Source organism: Streptomyces sp. NPDC052773 (assembly GCF_044547145.1).
In the GTDB taxonomy this organism is placed as follows: Bacteria; Actinomycetota; Actinomycetes; order Streptomycetales; family Streptomycetaceae; genus Streptomyces.
The window spans coordinates 52,151-71,242 of sequence record NZ_JBITZX010000019.1; the positions used below are offsets into that span (position 1 = coordinate 52,151).

Below are 19,092 nucleotides of genomic sequence, written 5' to 3' on the forward strand. Positions count from 1 at the left end.
ACCCACACAGCGCCTGTCCACGGTCGGAGCAAAAGTTTTCTGCTTGGTCGGACCAATCTGCTGACCTGCCAAGCTATGATCAGATGTCCGCACATCGCCGGGTCGTACACAGAAGGGGCTGTCCGTGGCTGAGTCGTCGGGCTGGGAGCCGGTGCCCCGTTCGCGCACCTTCGAGCTGGTCCTCGCCCGGATCGAGGAACAGATCCTCGCGGGCAACCTGCGCGTCGGTGACCGGCTGCCGCCGGAGCGGGAGCTGGTGGAGATGCTCGGGGTGAGCCGGGCCGCGGTGCGCGAGGCGTTGCGCGTCCTGGAGGCCCAGGGTGTGCTGCGCTCTCGCGTGGGCACCGGACCGTCGTCGGGCAGCGTGATCGCCGCCATGCCGGACGAGGGCCTCACCCAGCTGCTCCGCCTGCACATCGCCCTGGCGAACCTGCCCCTGGACGACGTCATCGAGGCCCGCGCCACCCTCGAGCGCGCGAGTGCCCGCCTTGCCGCCGGGCGGGTCGCCGAAGTCGATCTGGAGCGGATGCGTGAGCCGCTGACGCGCATGGACGAGGCGGGCCTGCCGCGCGAGGTCTTCAACGACTACGACACCGCGTTCCACGTCGCGATCGCCGAGGCCGGGGGCAACCGGCTCATGACGGACATGACGGTCGCGGTGCGCAACGCGGTGCGGCACACCCTCCTGACGGCGTTCAACAGGATCGAGGACTGGGAGAAGATCGCCGCGAGACTCCGCGCGGAGCACCACAGGATCTACGACGCGATCAAGGCAGGGGACGCCGAGGCGGCCGGGGCCCTCGTCGAGGCGCATGTGCGCGGCTTCCACCACGACGTCGTCCAGACGGTCCTCGACAGGCCGGACGCCCCCACCTCCGCGCACTGAGGGAGCGCTCCCCCTCCGCCATTCCCCAAGCCGCTCAGCGTTTGACACATCCCGCCCGCGCGGGCCGGACCTGGGCGAAGGGGCAGGGCCGCGCCGGGCACGCCCCGCGGAGCGCTGTCAGAGGTCTCCCGGCCCGGCGGTGACCCGGCGACGGGAAAGCACTTCGCCGACGAGGCCGTCATGCCGGCGGGACTTCGGCATCCGAGCCTCGCGGCCGCGTGGACGGGGCGGCAGGACTGCGGCTGCCCGGTCCTGCGACCGCCGCACGTGATCAGGCTCGGCTCGCCCCCTGCACACGCTCTCGTCCAGGCGCGCGCTGTCGGCATCGCGCACCGCGACGTCGAACCGCCGAACTCGTGCCGGGCGGCGGCCCGCACCTCGCCGATTCCGGCACACCACGGATGATCAACCCTCGGCACGCAGCCGGCGGGTCCTCACCGGCACCGCTGCCCTTCTCGCACCGAGCAGGTCCCGGGCACGGTGGCCCCCGTGACCTCGGCGGGCTGAAGATGACCCGTTACGGCTGCTCGGGAACCGCCATCTCGCCCAGGAGCGACCAATCGTCCTGCGGGATGCTCGCGTTCACGATGCGGGGCGTGTCGACGAGATGCGGCGGCAGCTTCTGCTGCGCTGCCTTGAAGTGCGCCGACTGCACGTGGACGGCCCCTGCCTCGTCATCGCGGAAGGCCTCGACAAGGACGTACTCCGTCGGGTCCGTCACGCTGCGTGACCAGTCGAACCAGAGGCAGCCGGGCTCCCGCCGCGTGGCCTCGGTGAAGTCGGCGGTGATCTCCGGCCACTGGTCGGCGTGTTCGGGGCGGACTCGGAACTTGGCGGTGATGAAGATCATCGGTCTTCCTCTCCATGGATGATGGACGCTTGTCGTTTTCCGGTGTCCTGCCCGCGCCGCGCCGAGCGGCAGCGGGCCGGCCGTGGCGGCCGAGCCGCCCGGGCCGGTGGCCCGGTGCAGTGGTCGGCTCCCGGCCGGCTCGTGCGCGGCGACCAGGAACCGGCAGCGACCAGATCGTATGGCGTCAGCCGGTGCCCGGCAGTCCATCCGGGCCCCGGTGGCGCCCGCTTTGGGGTGAAACCTCGTTGCTCATTACAGCTGTCTGTTTTCTCGCCAGGTGGAATCTTGCACCGTGCCGTCCCGTTGACCGTGCGGTTACGGGCACATGACGATCTCCCCACCCCGAATTCGGGATTCCGTCACAAGGAGTGTTCAAAATGAAGGCAGTGCGTGTGCACCGGTATCACCAGCGGCCCGTTGTGGAAGAAGTTCCGGAGCCCAGGATCACCTCGCCGCAGGACGTCATCGTGGAAATCGGCGGTGCCGGGCTGTGCCGAACCGACCTCCATGTCATCGAGGGTCAGTGGCAGGAAAAGTCACAGGTGTCGCTGCCGTACACATTGGGCCATGAGAATGCCGGATGGGTGCGGGAGATCGGTTCCGGCGTGACCCATGTGGCGGTCGGCGACCCGGTGATCATCCATCCGCTGATGACGTGCGGCCTGTGCCGCGCATGCCGGTCGGGCGACGACGTGCACTGCGTGAACAGTGCCTTCCCGGGCATCGACTGCGACGGCGGCATGGCCGAGCTGATGCTCACCAGCGCACGCTCGTGCGTGAAGCTCGCCCCCGGTCTCCTCCCCGCCGACGTGGCGGCACTGGCCGACGCCGGCCTGACCGCCTACCACGCCGTACGCAAGGCGGTGCCGCTGCTGTACCCCGGCGCCCATGTCGTCGCCATCGGCGCCGGCGGCCTCGGCCACATCGGCATTCAGGCCCTGGTGGCCCTGACCGCCGCCGAGATCGTCGTGGTGGACACCTCCGAAGCGGCCCTGGAGCTCGCCAGGAGCCTGGGCGCCCACCACACCGTGCGCGCCGACGGTGACCCGGTGGCCGCGGTGCGGGAGATCACGGCAGGTCAGGGCGCCCATGTCGTCATCGACTTCGTGGGCGAGCGCGGCACCGAGGCCCAGGGCGTCGCCATGCTGCGCAGGGCCGGCTCCTACTTCGTCGTCGGATACGGAGGGCACGTCCACGTTCCGACCATCGACATCATCTCGAACGAGATCAACGTCATCGGCAACCTCGTCGGCAGCTACAACGACCTCGACGAGCTGATGACGCTCGCCGCCCGGGGAAAGGTGCGCCTGCACACCACGACGTATCCGCTCGATGCGGTGAACGACGCCATGGACGATCTCGAGCGGGGCCGGCTGCAGGGCCGCGCCATCCTCGTGCCCGGAACGCGGTGACATCCGCACCGCTCACCCGCAAGGCGCCGCGTGGCGGGCACCGCTCCGGCGCGGCCTCGCGGACGCCCCGCACCCGCCCGCAGGCCGGGAATTCCGCCTGCCGGGCGGGGAAACTCCCACCGTCGGACACCGAAAAGGAGTTGGGGGCCGCGGCCTCCGGCGAAAAGCCATGACAGACAACACGGAGAACACATATATCCAGCGGTTGCTCGCCGAGTTCCTGGGCACCGCATTCCTTGTCTTTCTCGGGGTGGGGTCGATTCCCGCCACCCTCATGCTGCAGGAAACCGGGAAGACCAGTTTCACCATGGCCGACCTCGGTGTCATCGCGTTCACCTTCGCTATGGCGGTGGTGGCAGCGGTGTTCGCGATAGGTCATATATCGGGCTGCCATATCAATCCGGTCGTCACGCTGGCCCTGGCGGCCACGGGCCGGATTCCCGGGCGTGAGGTGCCGGGATACGTCCTGGCCCAGTGCGCCGGGGCGGTTGCCGGTGCCGGTGCCGTCGTCGCCGTGCTCGGCACCCGCGCGGTGCACCTGGGTCTGGGGGTGGCGTCCTACGCCCCTCCGACGTCCGCGTCCCAGGCGTTCCTCGCGGAGGCGCTGGGCACGTTCATCCTGGTCTTCGTCGTCTTCGGCGTCGTCGACCAGCGGGCCCCGGGCGGCTTCGCCGGCCTGCCCATCGGCTTCGCGGTCTTCGCCATCGCGGTCGCCGTAGGCCCGGTCACCGGAGCGGCGCTCAACCCCGCACGGACCCTGGGTCCCCTGCTGGTGTCCGGCCCGGCCGGGGGGCCGGTGGACTGGTCCCAGCTGCCGGTGTACCTCGTGGCCCAGCTGGTCGGCGGTCTGCTAGCCGGTCGGCTGTACGTGACGATGAACCGGTTGCGTACCATCGCCGCATGACCGTCGCACGTCAGGCAATCCTCTCGCTCGCCGGCCGCACCGGCCCGCCCGGCGCGGCCGGGGACCGTCTGCGCGCGGCCGGTTCCGACGTACGTTCCGCCGGAGCCGGAGCGGGTCGCCCGGCGGCCCCTCGTGGAGCGGCGCGATCGGCCTCCCCACACCGCCCAGGAGGCGCATGATGCACGGCACCGAGGCGTCCGCCGCCGCAACCGCCGACCTGCTCGGATCGGTCCGCCGCGCGTTCAGGGTGCTCGAGGCGGTCGCGGCCGGCGGTGACGGCGTCACCGCAAAGGCCGTCGCCCGGCGCGCGGGCCTCCCCCTTCCGACGACGTACCGGCTGCTGAACACCCTGGTGTACGAGGGTTACCTGGTCCGGCTGCACCAGTCCCGCGGCTACGGCCTGGGCTACAAACTCACCGGCCTGCACCGGCGCCTGAGCCAGCAACTGGAGGTGACCCCCGGCGTGCTGAGCGTCCTCCACCGCATCCACGACGAGTGCGCCGCCGCCGCGTACTTCACCGTGTTCCGCGACGAGGAGATCGTGGTCGCGGAAGTCGTGGACTCGCCCTCGGCGCGGCGGGCGGAGCCGCTGGACGTCGGCTTCCACCAGGCTCCGCACGCCACGGCCTTCGGCAAGGTCATGCTGTCGTGGCTGCCGGCCGAGCGGCGCCGGGACCATCTGCGGGAGCAGGGACTGCCCCGGCTCACCGAGCGCACCATCACCGCTCCCGACGCCCTGGAGGACCATCTGGCACGGGTGCGCGCCTCCGGTGTGGCGGTGGAGGTGGGAGAGTTCCAGGGAGGCCTGTCCTGCTTGGCCGCTCCCGTGTTCGACGCAGGGGGCAAAGTGGCCGGTGCTCTGGCCACGTCCGTGCCCGTGGAACTGTTCGAGCAGCGGCACAGGAAGCTCCGGGACGCCGTGCGCGCGGGCGCGACCCGCGTCTCCCGTCTGGTCGCCGGCGTCGCGGAGCAGCACGACGCGGCAGCGAGTCCGACAAGGCCGGGTGCTCACGGGTAGAACTGCCACGCCCCGGATACGAGCGAGCTGCCCCGGCAGCGAACACATCTTTGCCGACGCGTCCGACGCCACCGTGCGGATGACCTCACTGCGTGGGGTGAACACGGCCCATCTGGTTCTCGCCGACGTCGATCTGTAGCGGTGCCTGTTCACCGGGACCGTGCCCCTGGACCAGATTCGACTGGAGGGCGCTTGCTCCTTTGCCTCCGTCCCACCCGGCATGCACTGGCGCCGCCGGCGCCCCAAGGCCGCCCACCCTCCCTCATGATCACAGCGCGACCCGATCCACTCCCCCATCACAGTTCCCCTCAATGGGATTGCAGGCCTGTCTCAATCCCCGCAGCCTTGCAGGTCACAGCGCCGATCGATCGATCAGACTCCGTCTGACCGCATTCTCACTCCCCGCAGCATCGCAGGGCAGATCCCTACGAAAAGACCTTCAGGCTGCAACTCGGCTGTGACGACATAGCCACCGGCCCCGCCTCTTCACGCCGGCCCCGGACCGTCCCACAGCGGTCCGGACCGCGGTCGGCCGCTGGATGCTTCCCGGTTCCGGCATGGGACGGCGCTCAGTTGGCCACCGCACCGGCGCTTTCCGGACTGATGCCGACCGCATGGCCCGAGTGCATTGACACGTACGCCTCCCGTTCCATAGCTTCGCCAATCATCGGATTCACAGATGATTTAGAACCTAGATCATCAGAACTCGGGGGAATCATGTCCGAACGAACGACGCGGACGCCACAACAGGCCGCCGGTCACGGCGCCGGGGCCGAGAGCAGCGGGCGGGGGTGGACCCTGGCCGTCGTGTGTGTGGCCACGTTCATGCTGCTGCTCGACCTGACCGTGGTGAACGTCGCGCTGCCGGACATCCGGCAGGCCTTCGACGCGAGTTTCACCTCACTCCAGTGGGTGCTCGACGCGTACGCGCTCGGCCTGGCCGCGGTGCTGCTGACCGCCGGATCACTGGCGGACCGGCTGGGCCGCAAGCGCGTCTTCAACTTCGGCTTCGTCGTCTTCCTGGTGGCCTCGCTCGCGTGCGGCCTCACGAACGACGTGGTCGTCCTGTCCGTCGCCCGTGGCGTCCAGGGACTGGGCGGCGCCGTCCTGTTCGCCATCGGTCCCGCTCTGATCGGACAGGAGTACCGGGGCAAGGACCGCGGTGCCGCCTTCGGTGTCTTCGGTGGTGTCGTCGGCCTGTCCATCGCCTTCGGGCCACTGATCGGGGGCGCTCTCACGGACGGGCTCAGCTGGCGCTGGATCTTCCTGGTCAACGTCCCGGTCGGTCTCCTCGCACTGGCCGTCAGCCTGCTCCGTATGCGCGAGTCCCGCGAGGAGTCGGCACCCGCGGTCGACTGGTGGGGGCTGGTCCTCTTCTCGGGCGCCCTGACCCTGCTCGTGCTGGGGCTGCTGCGCGGCGAGGCCGACGGATGGTCCAGCGCTCCGATCGTCGCCATGTTCGCCGGCTCCGTCCTCCTCCTGGCGGTGTTCGGCGTCGTCGAGAGGCGACTCGGCGAACGGGCCATGCTCCAGCTGTCGTTGTTCAGGAACGTCACGTTCAACGGGGTGTCGGCGGTCACGCTGCTGTGCGCCGCTGCCACCATGTCGGCGATCTTCCTGCTGGTCTCCTACGTGCAGAACGTGCTGGCGTTCTCCCCCTGGGAGACCGGACTGCGGTTCCTCCCGCTGACCCTGACCCTGTTCGCCGCCGCCGCGGTCGCCGGCTCGCTGACGACGCGGGTGCCGCAGCGGCTGCTGATGGGCGCCTCCCTCACACTCGTCGCGATCGGGCTGGTCCTCGTCTCGCTCACCGGCCCGGACACCTCATGGACCGCGCTGCTGCCGAGCATGCTCGGGATCGGCCTGGGCATGGGGCTGTTCAACCCGCCCCGCGCCTCCCTGTCCATCGCCGTGGTGGAACCGTCCAAGGCGGGCATGGCCTCGGGCATCAGCGAGACGTTCCAGCAGGTGGGTGTCGCCATCGGCATCGCCGGCTTCGGCGCCGTGTTCCATGGCCGTGTGACGGACCTGTTCACCGAGTCCGAGGCGGGGCGGCAACTGGGCCCGGCCGCGCACGAGTTCGGTGAGGCGGTCGCGGCCGGGGGCGGCGCCGAAGCGGTGAGCCGTGCACCTCGGGAACTGGCCCACGCGCTCGACGCGGCGGCGCGCACCGCCTTCGTGGACGGCCTGACCGACGTCATGCTCGTCTGTGCCGCCGTCGCCGCGGTCGGTGCGGTGGTGGGATTCGCCTTCATCCGCAGCCGCGACCTCCACGAGAGCGCCCGCCTGGAGGCACCGGACGACAGTGGCCGGCTCACCGGCACCGGGGACGCCAAGGACATCGAGGGCACCGAAGTGCCCGCCGAACACACCACGAGCCACGGTCAGGTGCCGGCCGGCGGGGCGCGCTGAGGCGGACACCTCACGCGCAGCCGGACAGCGGCGGCCGTGGCCCCGGCCTTGGAGGCCGGCGCCACGGCCGGGTACCCTCGGAACAACCGACGATCGGCACCAAGGACGCTCGGCGTCACCGAGGACCCGGCGGCCCGGGACCGGTCACTCAGCGACAAGGGGAGCGGCCCGGATGACACAGGCGACGCCCAGCCCGGCCGAGCCCGCCGGGCTCGACTTCCCCCTGATCCGCCGGACCGGCTATCTGCTCAACAAGGCCGGCCTCATCCTGATGGAGGAGGCCGAGCGAGCACTCACGGCGCAGGGCATGCGCTTGCGCTACTTCTACGTCCTGGCGGCCCTGGACAGTGACGTCAGCCTGTCCCAACAGGACCTGAGCCGGCTGCTCAACCTGGACCCCACCACCATGGTGGCGTTGATCGACGAGATGGAGGGCGCGGGCCACGTCGAGCGCCGCCGCAATCCGTCGGACCGCAGGCGGTACATCCTGCGCCTCACCGACGACGGCCGCGCGGCCCTCCAGCGTGCCGGGCGCGCCGTCGACCAGGTGGAGGAGGACTTCCTCTCCACCGTGCCCGAGGCCGACCGCGAACGGCTCCGGACGCTGCTCGGCGAGCTGCTCGCCGAGCGCTGGCCGCGTGTGATCGCCTGCGAATGATCCTCTTGCGGTCCCGATGCGCGGATTCCGTTTTTCCATTTTTAATGGAATTCCGCGCTCCGCGACTATCCGCCTTGGGCCTTCTGGATCTTTCCCGTGGAGTTGAAGAATCCACTTCATGGGCGCCTTTTCGGTGACCTTGTGCAGGACGTCACAAATTTCCTTGATCTCTTACTCGAAGCAACTCCGCCGTGTTAATGTTTCACGCCCGGGGCCCCTCGAACCAGAGCGGTTCCGGCAAGCGGACCCAGTCCGCGACACGGGGGAAGGTAACGGGGAATGAACAGCAAGGATTTATTCTACGGATCTCTGGACAGCTGCCTCGGTCCCGGCAGCACACGCTTTTTCGGGAGCGGCTACAAGCGAGTCGTCCAGGACCTGAGGAACATCACCACCGACGGCTCGGCCGAGCCGGGCGCACTCGCCACCGCACGGGGCACGCTGACGTATCCGCAGGACTGGTCCCGCAAGTCGGACGCCGGCGAGCTGCGGCCCCACCTCAGCAGCATCGACGCGCTGGTACTGGCCGCCACCCTGGCCGAAGTCCACGTCAGCCGGGCCTTCGGACTGACAGCCGCGCAACAGCGCCGCACCTGGCTGCGGCACGCCGACGTACGCGCCGGGAGCCGTCCGCACGAGGACCTCGCGGACTTCCCGGTACAGGGCCGGCTCCTCGCAGTCGACGGCCCGGATTCGCAGCAGCCCGCGCTCACCAGCACATACGACTGTCGCATCGGCGGGCTGCGGGTGCGCTGCACACTCGCGCACGAGCGCGGTACCGGGCCGCAGGGCCCCGTCACGTACACGGACACCGCGGAGGCACTCGGCCCGGCACGGGCCCGGCACTACGGCGAGGGCTACAAGCACCGCGACCAGCACGCGGACCGGGTCCACGTCGACCTCGACCGGCAGCGCGTCAGGGGACGGCAGCGCGTCGTCGCCACGGAGAGGCACACGGAGACACACGGGGCGGAAGCGGCCTACGGGCCTTCCGTCTCGCTGGTCGACGCGCTGGTGGGAGTGGCCCAGCTGGCGCAGGTCCTGCTCTACGCACAGGACGGGCTGTCCCGGGGCAGCAGCAACACGCTCTGGATGAGGCGCTTCGTCATCGGCACGCAGACGCCGGTACGGCCCCTCGGCCGTAGCTTCGGATCGACCGTACGCACCGTCGGCACCCGGCTCGTCGACATGGCCGGGGACACCTGGCGTACCGCGGAGCTGGCCGTCGACGACTACGCGGGGATCGGCGGCCGGTGCTCTCTCGCACACCGGCTGCCCGCTGCCGCCTAGGGCCGACGCATTCACCGGACGAGCGGACCCTTTCTGATGCCGCACGCCGCACGCCGCACCGCGCACATTCTTGCGCCGGTACATCTTCATGGGCACGCCATGACAGGTGAATGCTGAATTCCATCCATTCACCATCCATTCACGCGTCGCGCCCTCCCACGGAAGAAAAAGGGCGCGGTGGTCCGGCACACCCGAGGGTGCGCCATGGCAATTGCAGTAAACAACCGGGGGAAATCAATCATGCGCTTTTCACCGACGCTGCGCTTCGGAGAAGTGCTCGTCGTCCTGGAGGGACCGGCCCGCGTGCGCTGGAAGCAGCCCACTGCGGAACGCGCGAATCACTGGACACCCACCGGTATCTGGCCGGACGAGGGGCAACTGGCGATGGTGCGCGAACACCTGGAAAACGAAGGGCCGCTGCTCGTCCTGCTGGACGAGGCCCGCGACCCCGTCCCGATGCTGCGGGAGGAATGGCAGGCCGCGCCCTGCCGGCTGCTCGAGGACCTGACGGGCCCCTGCCCCGGAAACCTCGTGGACGACGAAGTCGTCGAGTTGCGGCTGCCGTTCCTCGACTGGCTGCCGGCCGCCCACCGGGACCGCGCCGCCCGCTTCCTCGCCGACAGTGACACGGCACTGTCCCGCACGCCCCTGGCGCTCCTGCCACCGCTGATGGTCGAGAAGAAGCACGACGGGGTGCCGCCGAGCCCGCGCTTCGCCCGGCGGCTCGTGCCGAACGCACTGACACCCGGCCGGCTCACCGCAGCCATCGAGCACCTGTTCGCCGCCGGTCCGCAGCAGTGCACGGCCGGAAGCCACCCGGGCGAGGTGATCCGGTGAGGAACACACGACTCGCAGGGCCTCCCGGCCCTGGCACCCGGTCTGGGACGGAGCCCCGCCCGCGCACCGCGTCCGCCGCCCACCGGGACCACGGCCAGGACGACCGGCACGAGGACACGGCCGACGACCCGTTCGCCGGTTTCCCGAGCGGCTCCTGCCAGGTGCCCAGCCACGGGGAGATCAGCTCGCTAATCGCCGTGACCGCCGCCGCGAATCTGGTGCTCGCCACCCGTAGGGTCGTCGACCGCCGGCGCGCGGGTCAGGACGCCGGTCCCGCCGACTCTAGGAGCCACTGATGGGGCGATCGGTCATGGTCACCGGCGGCAATCGCGGCATCGGACTCGCCGTGGCGCGCGCCCTGGCCGCCGACGGCGACCGCGTCGCCGTCACCCACCGCGACACCGCACCGCCCGGCGGGCTGTTCGCCGTACGCGCCGAAATGACGGACACCAAGAGCATCGACACCGCCTTCGACGAGGTGGAGGCGGCGCACGGGCCGGTGGAGGTACTCGTCGTCAACGCGGGCATCACCCGCGACACGTTGTTCCTGCGCATGGACGAGCGGGACTTCACGGACGTCGTCGACGTCAACCTGCACGGCGCCTTCCGCACCGTGCGGCGCGCCGTGCGCGGCATGGTCCGTGCCCGCTGGGGCCGCATCGTCCTGATGTCCTCGATGACCTACGCGTACGGAGCACCGGGGCAGGTCAACTACGGCGCCGCGAAGGCCGGAATGCTCGGTATGGCCCGCTCCCTCGCCTGGGAGCTCGGTCCCCGCAACATCACGGTCAACGTCGTCGCGCCGGGACTCATCGACACCGACATGAGCCGTGAGATCACCGACCGTCGGCGCGAGCACCTGCTGAGCATCACCCCACTGGGCCGCGCGGGAGAGGTGGAGGACGTCGCCGCGGCAGTGCGCTATCTGACCGGCGACTCGGGTCGCTTCGTGACCGGTGCGGTCCTGCCGGTCAGCGGCGGCCTGGGCCTGGGCGGATGACCCGGCACGGCCCGGCGGCCCGCAGAGCGGTGCCGCCGGGCCCACGGCAGGTGACAGCCGCACCACCCGACATCCCGGCTCCCGCCGGAACACCCACGACGAGAAGAGAACACACCATGGGCAACTCAGGCACCCCGACAAGCCGGGCGGGCGAACCGTCCGCCGCCTCCACCGGGGAGCGCGGTCTTCACCTCGCCATCTCCGGCACGTACTCCAGCGGCAAGAGCACCACGACCGAGGCACTGTCGATAGCGACCGGCATCCCCCGGACGCACGCCATGACCTCCCGCGAGATCCTCATGGAACTCGTCCCGGGCAAACAGGTCCAGGAACTGAGCGCGTCGGAGCTGACGATGCTCGGACTGCGCCGGCTCGAGGAGCGCATCCACCACGAGGCGGGCCAGGGGCCGTTCATCTCGGACGGCTCGGTGATCCACGAGTGGGTCTACGGCGAGGCACGGATGCGGGTCGGCATCAACCCGGGCGCCAACTTCCTCCTGAAGACGGTGAAGAACATCGCCGGGCTGCCGGTGAAGCGGTTCTACCGCCAGTACATGGACGCCTACGGGGCCGTCACCAAGGCCCGTGCCAAACGGATCTACGATGCCTACGTGCACCTCCCGGTCGAGTTCACGATGAAGGCCGACGGCCACCGGCCGGTCTCCGAGAAGTTCCGCAAGCTGTCCGACGATCTGCTGATCGAGACGCTCGAGGAGTTGGAGATCCCGTACCACGTCGTGGGCGGCAGCGTCCGTGAACGCGTGGAGCGGATCGTCGAGATCTTCGACCTGCCCTTGGTGGTGCCGCTGGACGAAGCCATCGACCGGGCCGGCGTCCGGGTGCGGCAGGCGATCGAAGTCCTGGAGCAGGACGACCGGTTCCACGAGGCGCAGCGCACCAAATCCCTGCGCCGGCGCATCTCGTACGCGATGCGTTTCTGAGCGCGCGGTCGAAGGAACTTCCTGGGCCGCTGCCTGTTCACCATGAAGGCCGGCGGCCCCGGCCAGGGCCCGCGTCCCTTCCGCGAGCCCGACGCCGCTGAGGACGACGAGGAAGAGGCCTGACATCCTGGGCGTATCCGGGACGTCAGGCCGTTCGTTCGCTGCTTGCTACCGGGCCCTGTTGCCGGGCGTGGGCGGGGTGCGCGGTCGCAGGCGCTCTCCCTGCGGCCCGAACATGATCAGGTACTCGACCGGGCCGCCGGGGCCGGCGTTCGCGACCCCGTGGGGATTGCGGGTGTCGAACTCGGCGACGTCCCCGGCACTCAGGACGAGGTCCTGGCCGCCGAGTGCGAGCCACAGCCGCCCGTACAGGACGCACAGCCATTCCCAGCCGTCGTGGGAGACCTGCCGGGGCCGCGCGGGCGGCTCCTGGAGGGCGGGCAGGACGTGTTTGTGGGCGTGCAGGCCCCCGACGTACCGGGTCAGCGGCAGCACCGCCTTGTCGTCGCCGAAGCGCTGGAGCGCGGAGGTGCGGGGCTCGGCGGCGGGGGCGGTGCCGGCCAACTCGTCCAGGGAGACGCCGTACTCCTTCGCCAACTGCAACACCACTTCCAGGGTGGGCTTGCGTCGGCCGGTCTCGATCCGCGACAGCGTGCTCGGGGAGATGCCGGTCGCGCGGCTGACGCCGGTGAGCGTGGAGCCGCGGTGTTCGCGGGCGGCCCGCAGCCGGGGGCCCATCGCCGCCAGCGTGTCGGCCACGTCGTCGCCTGTCACCCGCTCCGCCCCCTCCCGGATGTGCCCGCTGCACCATCCTGTCCTGCAAGTTTGCCAGACTGGCAAGGGTAATCGCGGTGGACGGTCGCTGCGCCGCATGATCGATGCGTATCTGCGTCCCCCGCGAACCGAGGAGAGCCCCCATGCAGCCGGAGCCGTCCGCCGCACTCCGCCACCGCACCGTCGAGGCCCCGGCCGGGCGCCTGCACCTGGTCGAGCAGGGCACCGGCCCGCTGGTCCTGCTCGTGCACGGCTTCCCCGAGTCCTGGTACTCCTGGCGCCGCCAGCTCCCGGCCCTCGCCGCGGCCGGCTACCGGGCCGTGGCGATCGACGTGCGCGGCTACGGCCGCTCCTCCAAGCCCGCGGCGATCGACGCCTACCGGATGCTGGACCTGGTGGAGGACAACGTCGCCCTCGTGCACGCCCTCGGCGAGGAGCACGCGGTGGTCGTCGGCCACGACTGGGGCTCCAACATCGCCGCCTCCTCCGCCCTGCTCCACCCCGAGGTCTTCCGGGCCGTCGCCCTGCTGAGCGTCCCGTACGCGCCACCCGGCGGCCCCCGCCCCACCGACGTTTTCGGCCAGATCGGCGGCCCCGAGCAGGAGTTCTACGTCTCCTACTTCCAGGAGCCCGGCCGCGCCGAGACGGAGATCGAGCCTGACGTGCGGGGCTGGCTCGCGGGCTTTTACGCCGCTCTGTCCGCCGACACCATGCCCGCCCAGGGCGAGCCCGACCCGCACTTCGTCGCCCACGGCGGCCGGCTGCGTGACCGTTTTCCCGCAGACATCCTCCCGGTCTGGCTGACCGAGGACGATCTCGACGTTTACGCCGGAGAGTTCGAGCGCACGGGTCTGACCGGCGCCCTCAACCGCTACCGCAACGTGGACCGCGACTGGGAAGATCTCGCCCCCCACCGCGGCGCCCCGATCAAGCAGCCGTCCCTGTTCATCGGCGGCGCCCTGGACGCCTCCACCACCTGGATGTCCGACGCTGTCGACGCCTTCCCCACCACCCTCCCCGGCCTGACCGCCTCCCACCTCGTAGAGGGCTGCGGCCACTGGATCCAGCAGGAACGCCCCGAGGAGATCAACCGTCTGCTGACCGGCTGGCTCAACACCCTCACGGGCTGAACCGCCGGGCGCGGCCAGGGCTTCTGTACACGGAACGGTTCGGCCCGCGTACCCAAGCGCAGCGGCTGCGGCTGGGTGCTGCGTGATTCTCGCAAATGACCGGTTGCGAGAGCTCTGCGAACACCCTGGCGCCGCTCACGAATCCGCAGGTCGTCGCGCAGACCCCCTCGCAAAACCAGTACGTCACGCGAGACGGTTCTGACCGACGGCGCAGGTGGACCTGACGCCCGATCAAGCAGCAAACGCGGTGGAACAAGACGCCTGTCCGCAGTGCGAAGCCCCGGCGGGCAGCGCCTGACGCACTCGGTGCGGGAAGTCCGTAACGAAGTACCACACCGCCTGCTTCATCCTCGTCCCCGCGCTCCGCGAGGAACCGGAGGTGACCGTCCCCGAGGACCGCGGCCCGGCTGCTCTCACAGGCCCGGAACGGAAACGCACAGTGATCCCCGTGCCGCTGCACCGCTGGAAGGACCCCGGCCTCCTCGGCGCCACCGGCCCCAGGGAACGGGGTCCCTTCGGCCCCCTGGCCCGAACCCGAAGAGGATGAGACCGCTGCGGTCCCGTATTTCAGAGGGACACCTACGCTGTTCTGCCAGCGGCAGAACACCGGCCGGACCGGGCTCGACGATCACTACAGTCCACTCGCATGACGGCGATTACAACGCGTACGGTCGAGTACCCGGCCGACGGTTTGACGATGATCGGGCACCTCGCGCTCCCGGCCGGTGTAGACCGTCGGCCCGCGGTGCTGCTCGGGCCAGAGGGCATGGGGCTCAGCGACGTCGAGCGCCGCCGGGCCGATGCTCTCGCCGAGCTGGGATATGTAGCGCTGGCCTTCGACCTTCACGGCGGGCGCTATTTGGGTGACCCCGAGGAGATGCTGGCCCGCTGCATGCCACTGCTCGCTGATCCCGACCGGATGCGGGGGATCGGCCATGCGGCGCTCGACGTGTTGCGCACCGAGCCCAGGACCGACCCCGACCGGATCGCCGCCATCGGCTACGGCACCGGGGGCGCCATCGCGCTGGAACTCGGGCGAGGCGGCGTCAACCTGCGCGCGATCGGGACAGTCAACGCAACTACCACGGGCCGACCGGGCGAGGCAGCGCGCATCCGCTGCCCGGTGTGGGCCGGGGTCGGATCGGAAGACCCGATCATGCTGCCCGCGCAACGAAACGCGTTCACCGCTGAGATGCAGGCCGCGGGCGTCGACTGGCGCCTCGCGGTCTACGGCGGAGCCTTGCACGCCTTCCACCACCCTCCGGTCGACCACCCCGTGGTCCCCGGTGTCGGCTACCACCCACAGCACGCGCAGCGAGCCTGGCGCGACGTCGTCGACCTGCTCGCCGAGTGCCTGCCCGTGGCCGAGGACCTGGGGGCATGACCCAGGCAAACATTCTGGCGCCAGGGCTGGTCAGCGTCGCCCCACTGACAGTCTCCTCCCCTCAAGCCCTCACAGCAGAACCGCATTCGGGCAGTTGTGCGGTCGCGGAGACGTATCCACGACTGCCGCAGTAAATACCGGATTTACTGCGACGGAGCCCTGGCCGTGATCGTCGCGACCTGCGGCGGACCGTTCCGGCTTCCAGGGCGAGAACCCCGACTCGGCGGTCTGTTCCAGCAGGGCTCGTGCGGAGTCCGCGTAGCGCATCGCGGTCTTCTCGTCGAGCCCGAAGACCTCCGCGTGATGGAGTGGGTCACGCCCGTGGGTCAGGGCTTCTTCGAGCTGCCGGTCAACGCGAAGCCGCTCCAAGGTGGCGTCCTGTCCTCGCATCGGAGCACTGATCCAGTGGTTGCTGGCCCGGCCGGTCGTATGGGCGGTCTGGTTGTTGATCAGCTAGTCCGTCAGGAGCTTCAGGGTGAGGTCGTCGAGAGGCCGGGTGCGTCCGGCGATGGTCAGCCGGCGGTTGCCGAGATCGACGTCGTCGAGCACGAGGGTGGCGATCTGGGCGACCCGGGCGGCGTGGACCGCCGCGAGGGCGAGGATGAGCCGCGCCGCCGGCGTCAACGCAGCCGCGACGGAGCGCTCGACCTGCTCAGGGAGGAGAGGTTGCAGCACGGCGTACTCGTTCTGCCCGACCTTGATCCGGCTGGTGGGGTTGCGGAAGATCAACCCCTGCGGAATCCCGAAGTTACGTCAGAGCGCGAAGAGTCACCATTGAGAGGGCGAACCCCCTGGCCACGAGGTGGGTGACTCTGCGGGGTTCAGGAGAACTCACGGGATGTCGCACATTCGCGGCACCACGGCCACAGCGAGGACGTTCAGGAGCATCCCGCCCGCACGGACTCCGCGCGCGGACAGGAACTGGTCGTCTACACCGTCAACAAGTCGGCTACTACCACTACGCTCCAGGTCAGCGAGGGGTGAGGAGGCAGAACTCGTTGCCTTCCGGGTCGGCCAGAACCGTCCAGTGGAGTGCGGACTGGTCGATGTCAGGGTCGGTGGCGCCCAGGGCGCGCAGTCGGGCTGCCTCTGCGGCCATGTCGTCACCCGGGTAGGGGCAGACGTCGAGGTGGACGCGGTTCCATACGCTTTTGGTGTCGGGGGTGCGGAGGAACTCCAGGTAGGGGCCGACGCCTTTGGCGGAGCGCATGGTCGCGTGGTCGTCGGTGACCTCGTGCAGCGTCCAGTCCATCGCCTCGTCCCAGAACCGGGCCATCCTTCGTGGGTCGGTGCAGTCGACCACGACCGCGGCGATGGGTCCGGTGTCCTGGTAGATGGGGCGGGGTTCCAGGACGCAGAACTCGTTGCCTTCCGGGTCGGCCATGACCGTCCAGGGGACATCGCCCTGGCCCACGTCGGCGTGTGTCGCGCCGAGGTCCTTCAGGCGTGCGACCAGCTCTGCTTGATGGGCTGTCGAGGTGGTGGCCAGGTCGAGGTGCACGCGGTTCTTGACTGTTTTGGGTTCCGGGCGGGCGATGATGTCGATGCAGACGGCCGCGGGGTCGGGGTAGGTGAAGCCCACGGGTTCGAGGTTGGTCACGCCGGGTGCCTCGCTGTCGATACCCCAGCCGAGTGCCTGCGCCCAGAACCGGCCGAGCGCGGAGTCGTCCTGGGCTTTCATGTTGATCTGGACGAGTCGTGTTGCCATGCCGCAGATCCTAGAAGCTTCGCCGGCCCTCGGCCGTCGCGATCAGACATGTGCTCAGCCAAGTGCCGACTGTGGTCGCGTTTGCCGAGACTTCCCGACCGGGGGCGTGAGGTTTTCTGGAGGAGGCGCAGTCGCTCGGCTGGGAGGTCGAGGGCTTTCAGGCTCGTGCGGGGCTCTTTCAAGGCGCGCGCCGCGTCGGCAGGTTGACCGCATCCTGTCGGCCGGTTCCCGGCTCCTGGTCGTGCTCGGAGTCGGCGACCTCGACTCGGCGCCCGAGCGCCCCGGCCCGGTGCGGTGGCGGGGTCTCCCCGGTGGGGAGTTGGTCGGCCTCGGTGCGGTCGGCGTGCAGGTGTTGGCCGTCATTGAAGAGGTCGCGCAGCTGGGTCCTCGGTGACGACGTCCCCGGGGACCAGTTCAACCCCATGGTTGGGAGGCAGGACGAGCTCGGTGGGTCGTTGTCGGTGGTCGCTCGTACGCTCAGGTCCGTGGATATCGAGGATCTCGAGTGGCAGTCGCGGACGCTCGGCGGGATATCTCCTCGCCTGGTCACCATGCTGGTGGAGCGGGGGGAGGTGGAGCTGCTGGTTCGGGCCGCGTCGGAGCGAGGGGAGTGGTTCTGCGCCCAGGCGGCGGCTCGCGAGCTGTCCCGGGTGGGCGAGGTCGAGCGGGCCCTGGACGTGCTGGAGCCGTTCATCGGGGTTGGGTGGGATCGGGCGCGCTGGGTGAGGGCCGAGGTTCTGCTCGAGGCGGGGAGGGTGGAGCCGGCGCTGGACGCCGTCCGTCCGGACGAGGGAGGTCTTGCCTCGGAGCGGGTGTGCCATGACTTCGCGGGTCTGCTGACCAAGGCGGGGAGGCTGGAGGAGGCGATCTCCGTACTCACACCGCATCTGGACAGGGAATGGATGCTGTCCGCTCTCGTCGAGCTGACAGAGGGCCAGGGCCGTGACGAGCAAGTCCTGGAGCTGATCGCGCCGCGAGCTCAGCGGGCCCGCAGCGCGCGCGGCGAGGAGCGGTGGCGTGTCCACCCCAGCAACTCGCAAGACCTTCAAGCCCAGGTCCTGGAGCGGGCGGGCCGGGTGGACGAGGCCGTACGGATACTCGGGGCCGATGTCGCAGCCGGGCATTTCGTGGTCGGGAACACCCTCATCGCCTACGCCGAGCTTCTGCGGCGCCATGGGCGCCTGGAGGAACTACGTGTGCTGGGCGCCGGCGAGCATGCGGGTGAGACGCTCGCGTACTACGCGCGGGCTCTGGAAGACGACGGGCAGGCAGGTGAGGCCGAGGCCGTGCTTCGGCGTTTCATCGCGGCCGGCGAGTATCCGGACCGGTTCCGCTGGCCGCTGATCGAACTGCTGGGCCGCCAGGGCCGGATCGAGGAAGCCGTCGAGGTGGGGCGGCCCACGTTCGACTACCACGACGCCTGTCTCTTCGAAGGCGTCATCCACCTGCTTCATGAAGCCGGACGGCCGGACGACGCCCTGGCGCTCCTCGACCAGCGCAGCGCCGAGTTCGTCGAGGAGCACGCGTCCTGGTTCGGCTCGAACCGGATCTGGTTGCTGGGCGAGGCCGACCGGCACGAGGAGGCCCTCGTCTACGCTGAGACACTGCCGCCGGACATGTACGGCCTGACGGTCGGCAAGGCGTGGATCCTGGAAGAGATGGGGCGCCTTGAGGAAGCTCTCGCCCTGCTGCGGGCGGACACCGATCTGCGGCCGTCGGAAGTGGCCGAGCTGCTCATCCGGCATGGCCGCGCCGCCGAAGCCATCGCCGGAATGCCCTCCCTCGCCGAACAGCATGCGGCGAGCCGGTGGCGTGAGGCGGCCATACAGGCCAACAGTGGCCCCAACGACCCTCCCTTCTAGCGAGGCGCCAGCCGCAGGCGGTGGAG

Annotated in this window: 20 protein-coding genes; 14 read left to right on the top strand and 6 right to left on the bottom strand. The window is 70.0% G+C overall.

What is annotated here, in order from left to right:
• Nucleotides 1–124: 124 nt before the first annotated feature.
• Complete coding sequence (locus ACIG0D_RS31455; protein ID WP_399807678.1) at nt 125–886, top strand: FadR/GntR family transcriptional regulator; 762 nt, start codon at nt 125–127, stop codon at nt 884–886.
• Nucleotides 887–1,403: 517 nt separating this feature from the next.
• On the opposite strand, the gene ACIG0D_RS31460 is transcribed toward ACIG0D_RS31455, so the two are convergent.
• Nucleotides 1,404–1,736, bottom strand: coding sequence for a putative quinol monooxygenase (locus tag ACIG0D_RS31460; RefSeq protein ID WP_399807680.1), 333 nt, complete (start codon nt 1,734–1,736; stop codon nt 1,404–1,406).
• A gap of 377 nt (nt 1,737–2,113) precedes the next feature.
• Between ACIG0D_RS31460 and ACIG0D_RS31465 the strand changes: the two genes are divergently transcribed.
• From ACIG0D_RS31465 to ACIG0D_RS31510, 10 genes are all read left to right on the top strand, one after another.
• Entirely contained in the window at nt 2,114–3,148 is a 1,035-nt protein-coding gene (locus ACIG0D_RS31465) for an NAD(P)-dependent alcohol dehydrogenase (RefSeq protein ID WP_399807683.1), read from the top strand.
• A gap of 169 nt (nt 3,149–3,317) precedes the next feature.
• Nucleotides 3,318–4,052 carry an MIP/aquaporin family protein gene (locus ACIG0D_RS31470; RefSeq protein WP_399807686.1) on the top strand — a complete coding sequence of 245 codons (735 nt, stop codon included), beginning with the start codon at nt 3,318–3,320 and terminating at the stop codon, nt 4,050–4,052.
• 175 nt (nt 4,053–4,227) lie between these two features.
• Nucleotides 4,228–5,070: an IclR family transcriptional regulator gene (locus ACIG0D_RS31475; RefSeq protein WP_399807689.1), complete on the top strand. Its 843-nt coding sequence runs from the start codon at nt 4,228–4,230 to the stop codon at nt 5,068–5,070.
• Between the two features lie 717 nt (nt 5,071–5,787).
• Nucleotides 5,788–7,482: an MFS transporter gene (locus tag ACIG0D_RS31480; protein WP_399807692.1), complete on the top strand. Its 1,695-nt coding sequence runs from the start codon at nt 5,788–5,790 to the stop codon at nt 7,480–7,482.
• 172 nt (nt 7,483–7,654) lie between these two features.
• Nucleotides 7,655–8,140 carry a MarR family winged helix-turn-helix transcriptional regulator gene (locus ACIG0D_RS31485; RefSeq protein ID WP_399807695.1) on the top strand — a complete coding sequence of 162 codons (486 nt, stop codon included), beginning with the start codon at nt 7,655–7,657 and terminating at the stop codon, nt 8,138–8,140.
• 279 nt (nt 8,141–8,419) lie between these two features.
• Nucleotides 8,420–9,430 carry an AvrD family protein gene (locus ACIG0D_RS31490; protein ID WP_399807698.1) on the top strand — a complete coding sequence of 337 codons (1,011 nt, stop codon included), beginning with the start codon at nt 8,420–8,422 and terminating at the stop codon, nt 9,428–9,430.
• A gap of 240 nt (nt 9,431–9,670) precedes the next feature.
• Nucleotides 9,671–10,267 carry a hypothetical protein gene (locus ACIG0D_RS31495; RefSeq protein WP_399807701.1) on the top strand — a complete coding sequence of 199 codons (597 nt, stop codon included), beginning with the start codon at nt 9,671–9,673 and terminating at the stop codon, nt 10,265–10,267.
• Nucleotides 10,264–10,563 carry a hypothetical protein gene (locus ACIG0D_RS31500; RefSeq protein ID WP_399807703.1) on the top strand — a complete coding sequence of 100 codons (300 nt, stop codon included), beginning with the start codon at nt 10,264–10,266 and terminating at the stop codon, nt 10,561–10,563. The genes ACIG0D_RS31495 and ACIG0D_RS31500 overlap by 4 nt, the downstream gene beginning before the upstream one ends.
• The gene (fabG, locus tag ACIG0D_RS31505) at nt 10,563–11,267 is read left to right on the top strand and encodes a 3-oxoacyl-ACP reductase FabG (protein ID WP_399807706.1); all 705 of its coding nucleotides are present in this window, start codon (nt 10,563–10,565) and stop codon (nt 11,265–11,267) included. Before ACIG0D_RS31500 ends, fabG begins: the two co-directional genes overlap by 1 nt.
• Nucleotides 11,268–11,383: 116 nt before the next feature.
• Nucleotides 11,384–12,208 carry an AAA family ATPase gene (locus ACIG0D_RS31510; protein WP_399807710.1) on the top strand — a complete coding sequence of 275 codons (825 nt, stop codon included), beginning with the start codon at nt 11,384–11,386 and terminating at the stop codon, nt 12,206–12,208.
• 168 nt (nt 12,209–12,376) lie between these two features.
• On the opposite strand, the gene ACIG0D_RS31515 is transcribed toward ACIG0D_RS31510, so the two are convergent.
• Nucleotides 12,377–12,982 (bottom strand): helix-turn-helix domain-containing protein, encoded by a 606-nt coding sequence (locus ACIG0D_RS31515; protein WP_399807713.1) that lies wholly within the window; start codon nt 12,980–12,982, stop codon nt 12,377–12,379.
• Nucleotides 12,983–13,125: 143 nt separating this feature from the next.
• Between ACIG0D_RS31515 and ACIG0D_RS31520 the strand changes: the two genes are divergently transcribed.
• Together ACIG0D_RS31520 and ACIG0D_RS31525 are read left to right on the top strand one after the other, a co-directional pair.
• Nucleotides 13,126–14,112 (top strand): alpha/beta fold hydrolase, encoded by a 987-nt coding sequence (locus ACIG0D_RS31520; RefSeq protein WP_399807716.1) that lies wholly within the window; start codon nt 13,126–13,128, stop codon nt 14,110–14,112.
• Nucleotides 14,113–14,758: 646 nt separating this feature from the next.
• Entirely contained in the window at nt 14,759–15,496 is a 738-nt protein-coding gene (locus tag ACIG0D_RS31525) for a dienelactone hydrolase family protein (protein WP_399807720.1), read from the top strand.
• 69 nt (nt 15,497–15,565) lie between these two features.
• Here ACIG0D_RS31525 and ACIG0D_RS31530 read toward each other — a convergent pair whose 3' ends face one another.
• The 4 genes from ACIG0D_RS31530 to ACIG0D_RS31545 all read right to left on the bottom strand — a co-directional run bounded on the left by ACIG0D_RS31530 (nt 15,566) and on the right by ACIG0D_RS31545 (nt 17,628).
• Nucleotides 15,566–15,865 (bottom strand): hypothetical protein, encoded by a 300-nt coding sequence (locus ACIG0D_RS31530; RefSeq protein ID WP_399807723.1) that lies wholly within the window; start codon nt 15,863–15,865, stop codon nt 15,566–15,568.
• Nucleotides 15,866–15,949: 84 nt separating this feature from the next.
• On the bottom strand, nt 15,950–16,225 hold the full coding sequence (locus ACIG0D_RS31535) for a hypothetical protein (RefSeq protein WP_399807725.1): 276 nt from the start codon (nt 16,223–16,225) through the stop codon (nt 15,950–15,952).
• A 241-nt stretch (nt 16,226–16,466) separates the two neighbouring features.
• Entirely contained in the window at nt 16,467–17,204 is a 738-nt protein-coding gene (locus ACIG0D_RS31540) for a VOC family protein (RefSeq protein WP_399807728.1), read from the bottom strand.
• A 178-nt stretch (nt 17,205–17,382) separates the two neighbouring features.
• Nucleotides 17,383–17,628: a hypothetical protein gene (locus tag ACIG0D_RS31545; protein WP_399807731.1), complete on the bottom strand. Its 246-nt coding sequence runs from the start codon at nt 17,626–17,628 to the stop codon at nt 17,383–17,385.
• A 61-nt stretch (nt 17,629–17,689) separates the two neighbouring features.
• On the opposite strand from ACIG0D_RS31545, the gene ACIG0D_RS31550 reads away from it, so the two are divergent.
• Entirely contained in the window at nt 17,690–19,066 is a 1,377-nt protein-coding gene (locus ACIG0D_RS31550) for a hypothetical protein (protein WP_399807733.1), read from the top strand.
• Nucleotides 19,067–19,092: the final 26 nt, after the last annotated feature.

Bases quoted from the DNA above. Each gene is read 5' to 3' on its own strand.
- ACIG0D_RS31520 (WP_399807716.1), top strand. From the start codon at position 13,126: ATGCAGCCGGAGCCGTCCGCCGCACTCCGCCACCGCACCGTCGAGGCC.
- ACIG0D_RS31485 (WP_399807695.1), top strand. From the start codon at position 7,655: ATGACACAGGCGACGCCCAGCCCGGCCGAGCCCGCCGGGCTCGACTTC.
- ACIG0D_RS31510 (WP_399807710.1), top strand. From the start codon at position 11,384: ATGGGCAACTCAGGCACCCCGACAAGCCGGGCGGGCGAACCGTCCGCC.
- ACIG0D_RS31470 (WP_399807686.1), top strand. From the start codon at position 3,318: ATGACAGACAACACGGAGAACACATATATCCAGCGGTTGCTCGCCGAG.
- ACIG0D_RS31465 (WP_399807683.1), top strand. From the start codon at position 2,114: ATGAAGGCAGTGCGTGTGCACCGGTATCACCAGCGGCCCGTTGTGGAA.
- ACIG0D_RS31545 (WP_399807731.1), bottom strand. From the start codon at position 17,628: ATGGGGTTGAACTGGTCCCCGGGGACGTCGTCACCGAGGACCCAGCTG.
- ACIG0D_RS31490 (WP_399807698.1), top strand. From the start codon at position 8,420: ATGAACAGCAAGGATTTATTCTACGGATCTCTGGACAGCTGCCTCGGT.
- ACIG0D_RS31525 (WP_399807720.1), top strand. From the start codon at position 14,759: ATGACGGCGATTACAACGCGTACGGTCGAGTACCCGGCCGACGGTTTG.
- fabG (WP_399807706.1), top strand. From the start codon at position 10,563: ATGGGGCGATCGGTCATGGTCACCGGCGGCAATCGCGGCATCGGACTC.
- ACIG0D_RS31495 (WP_399807701.1), top strand. From the start codon at position 9,671: ATGCGCTTTTCACCGACGCTGCGCTTCGGAGAAGTGCTCGTCGTCCTG.
- ACIG0D_RS31540 (WP_399807728.1), bottom strand. From the start codon at position 17,204: ATGGCAACACGACTCGTCCAGATCAACATGAAAGCCCAGGACGACTCC.
- ACIG0D_RS31475 (WP_399807689.1), top strand. From the start codon at position 4,228: ATGATGCACGGCACCGAGGCGTCCGCCGCCGCAACCGCCGACCTGCTC.
- ACIG0D_RS31460 (WP_399807680.1), bottom strand. From the start codon at position 1,736: ATGATCTTCATCACCGCCAAGTTCCGAGTCCGCCCCGAACACGCCGAC.
- ACIG0D_RS31480 (WP_399807692.1), top strand. From the start codon at position 5,788: ATGTCCGAACGAACGACGCGGACGCCACAACAGGCCGCCGGTCACGGC.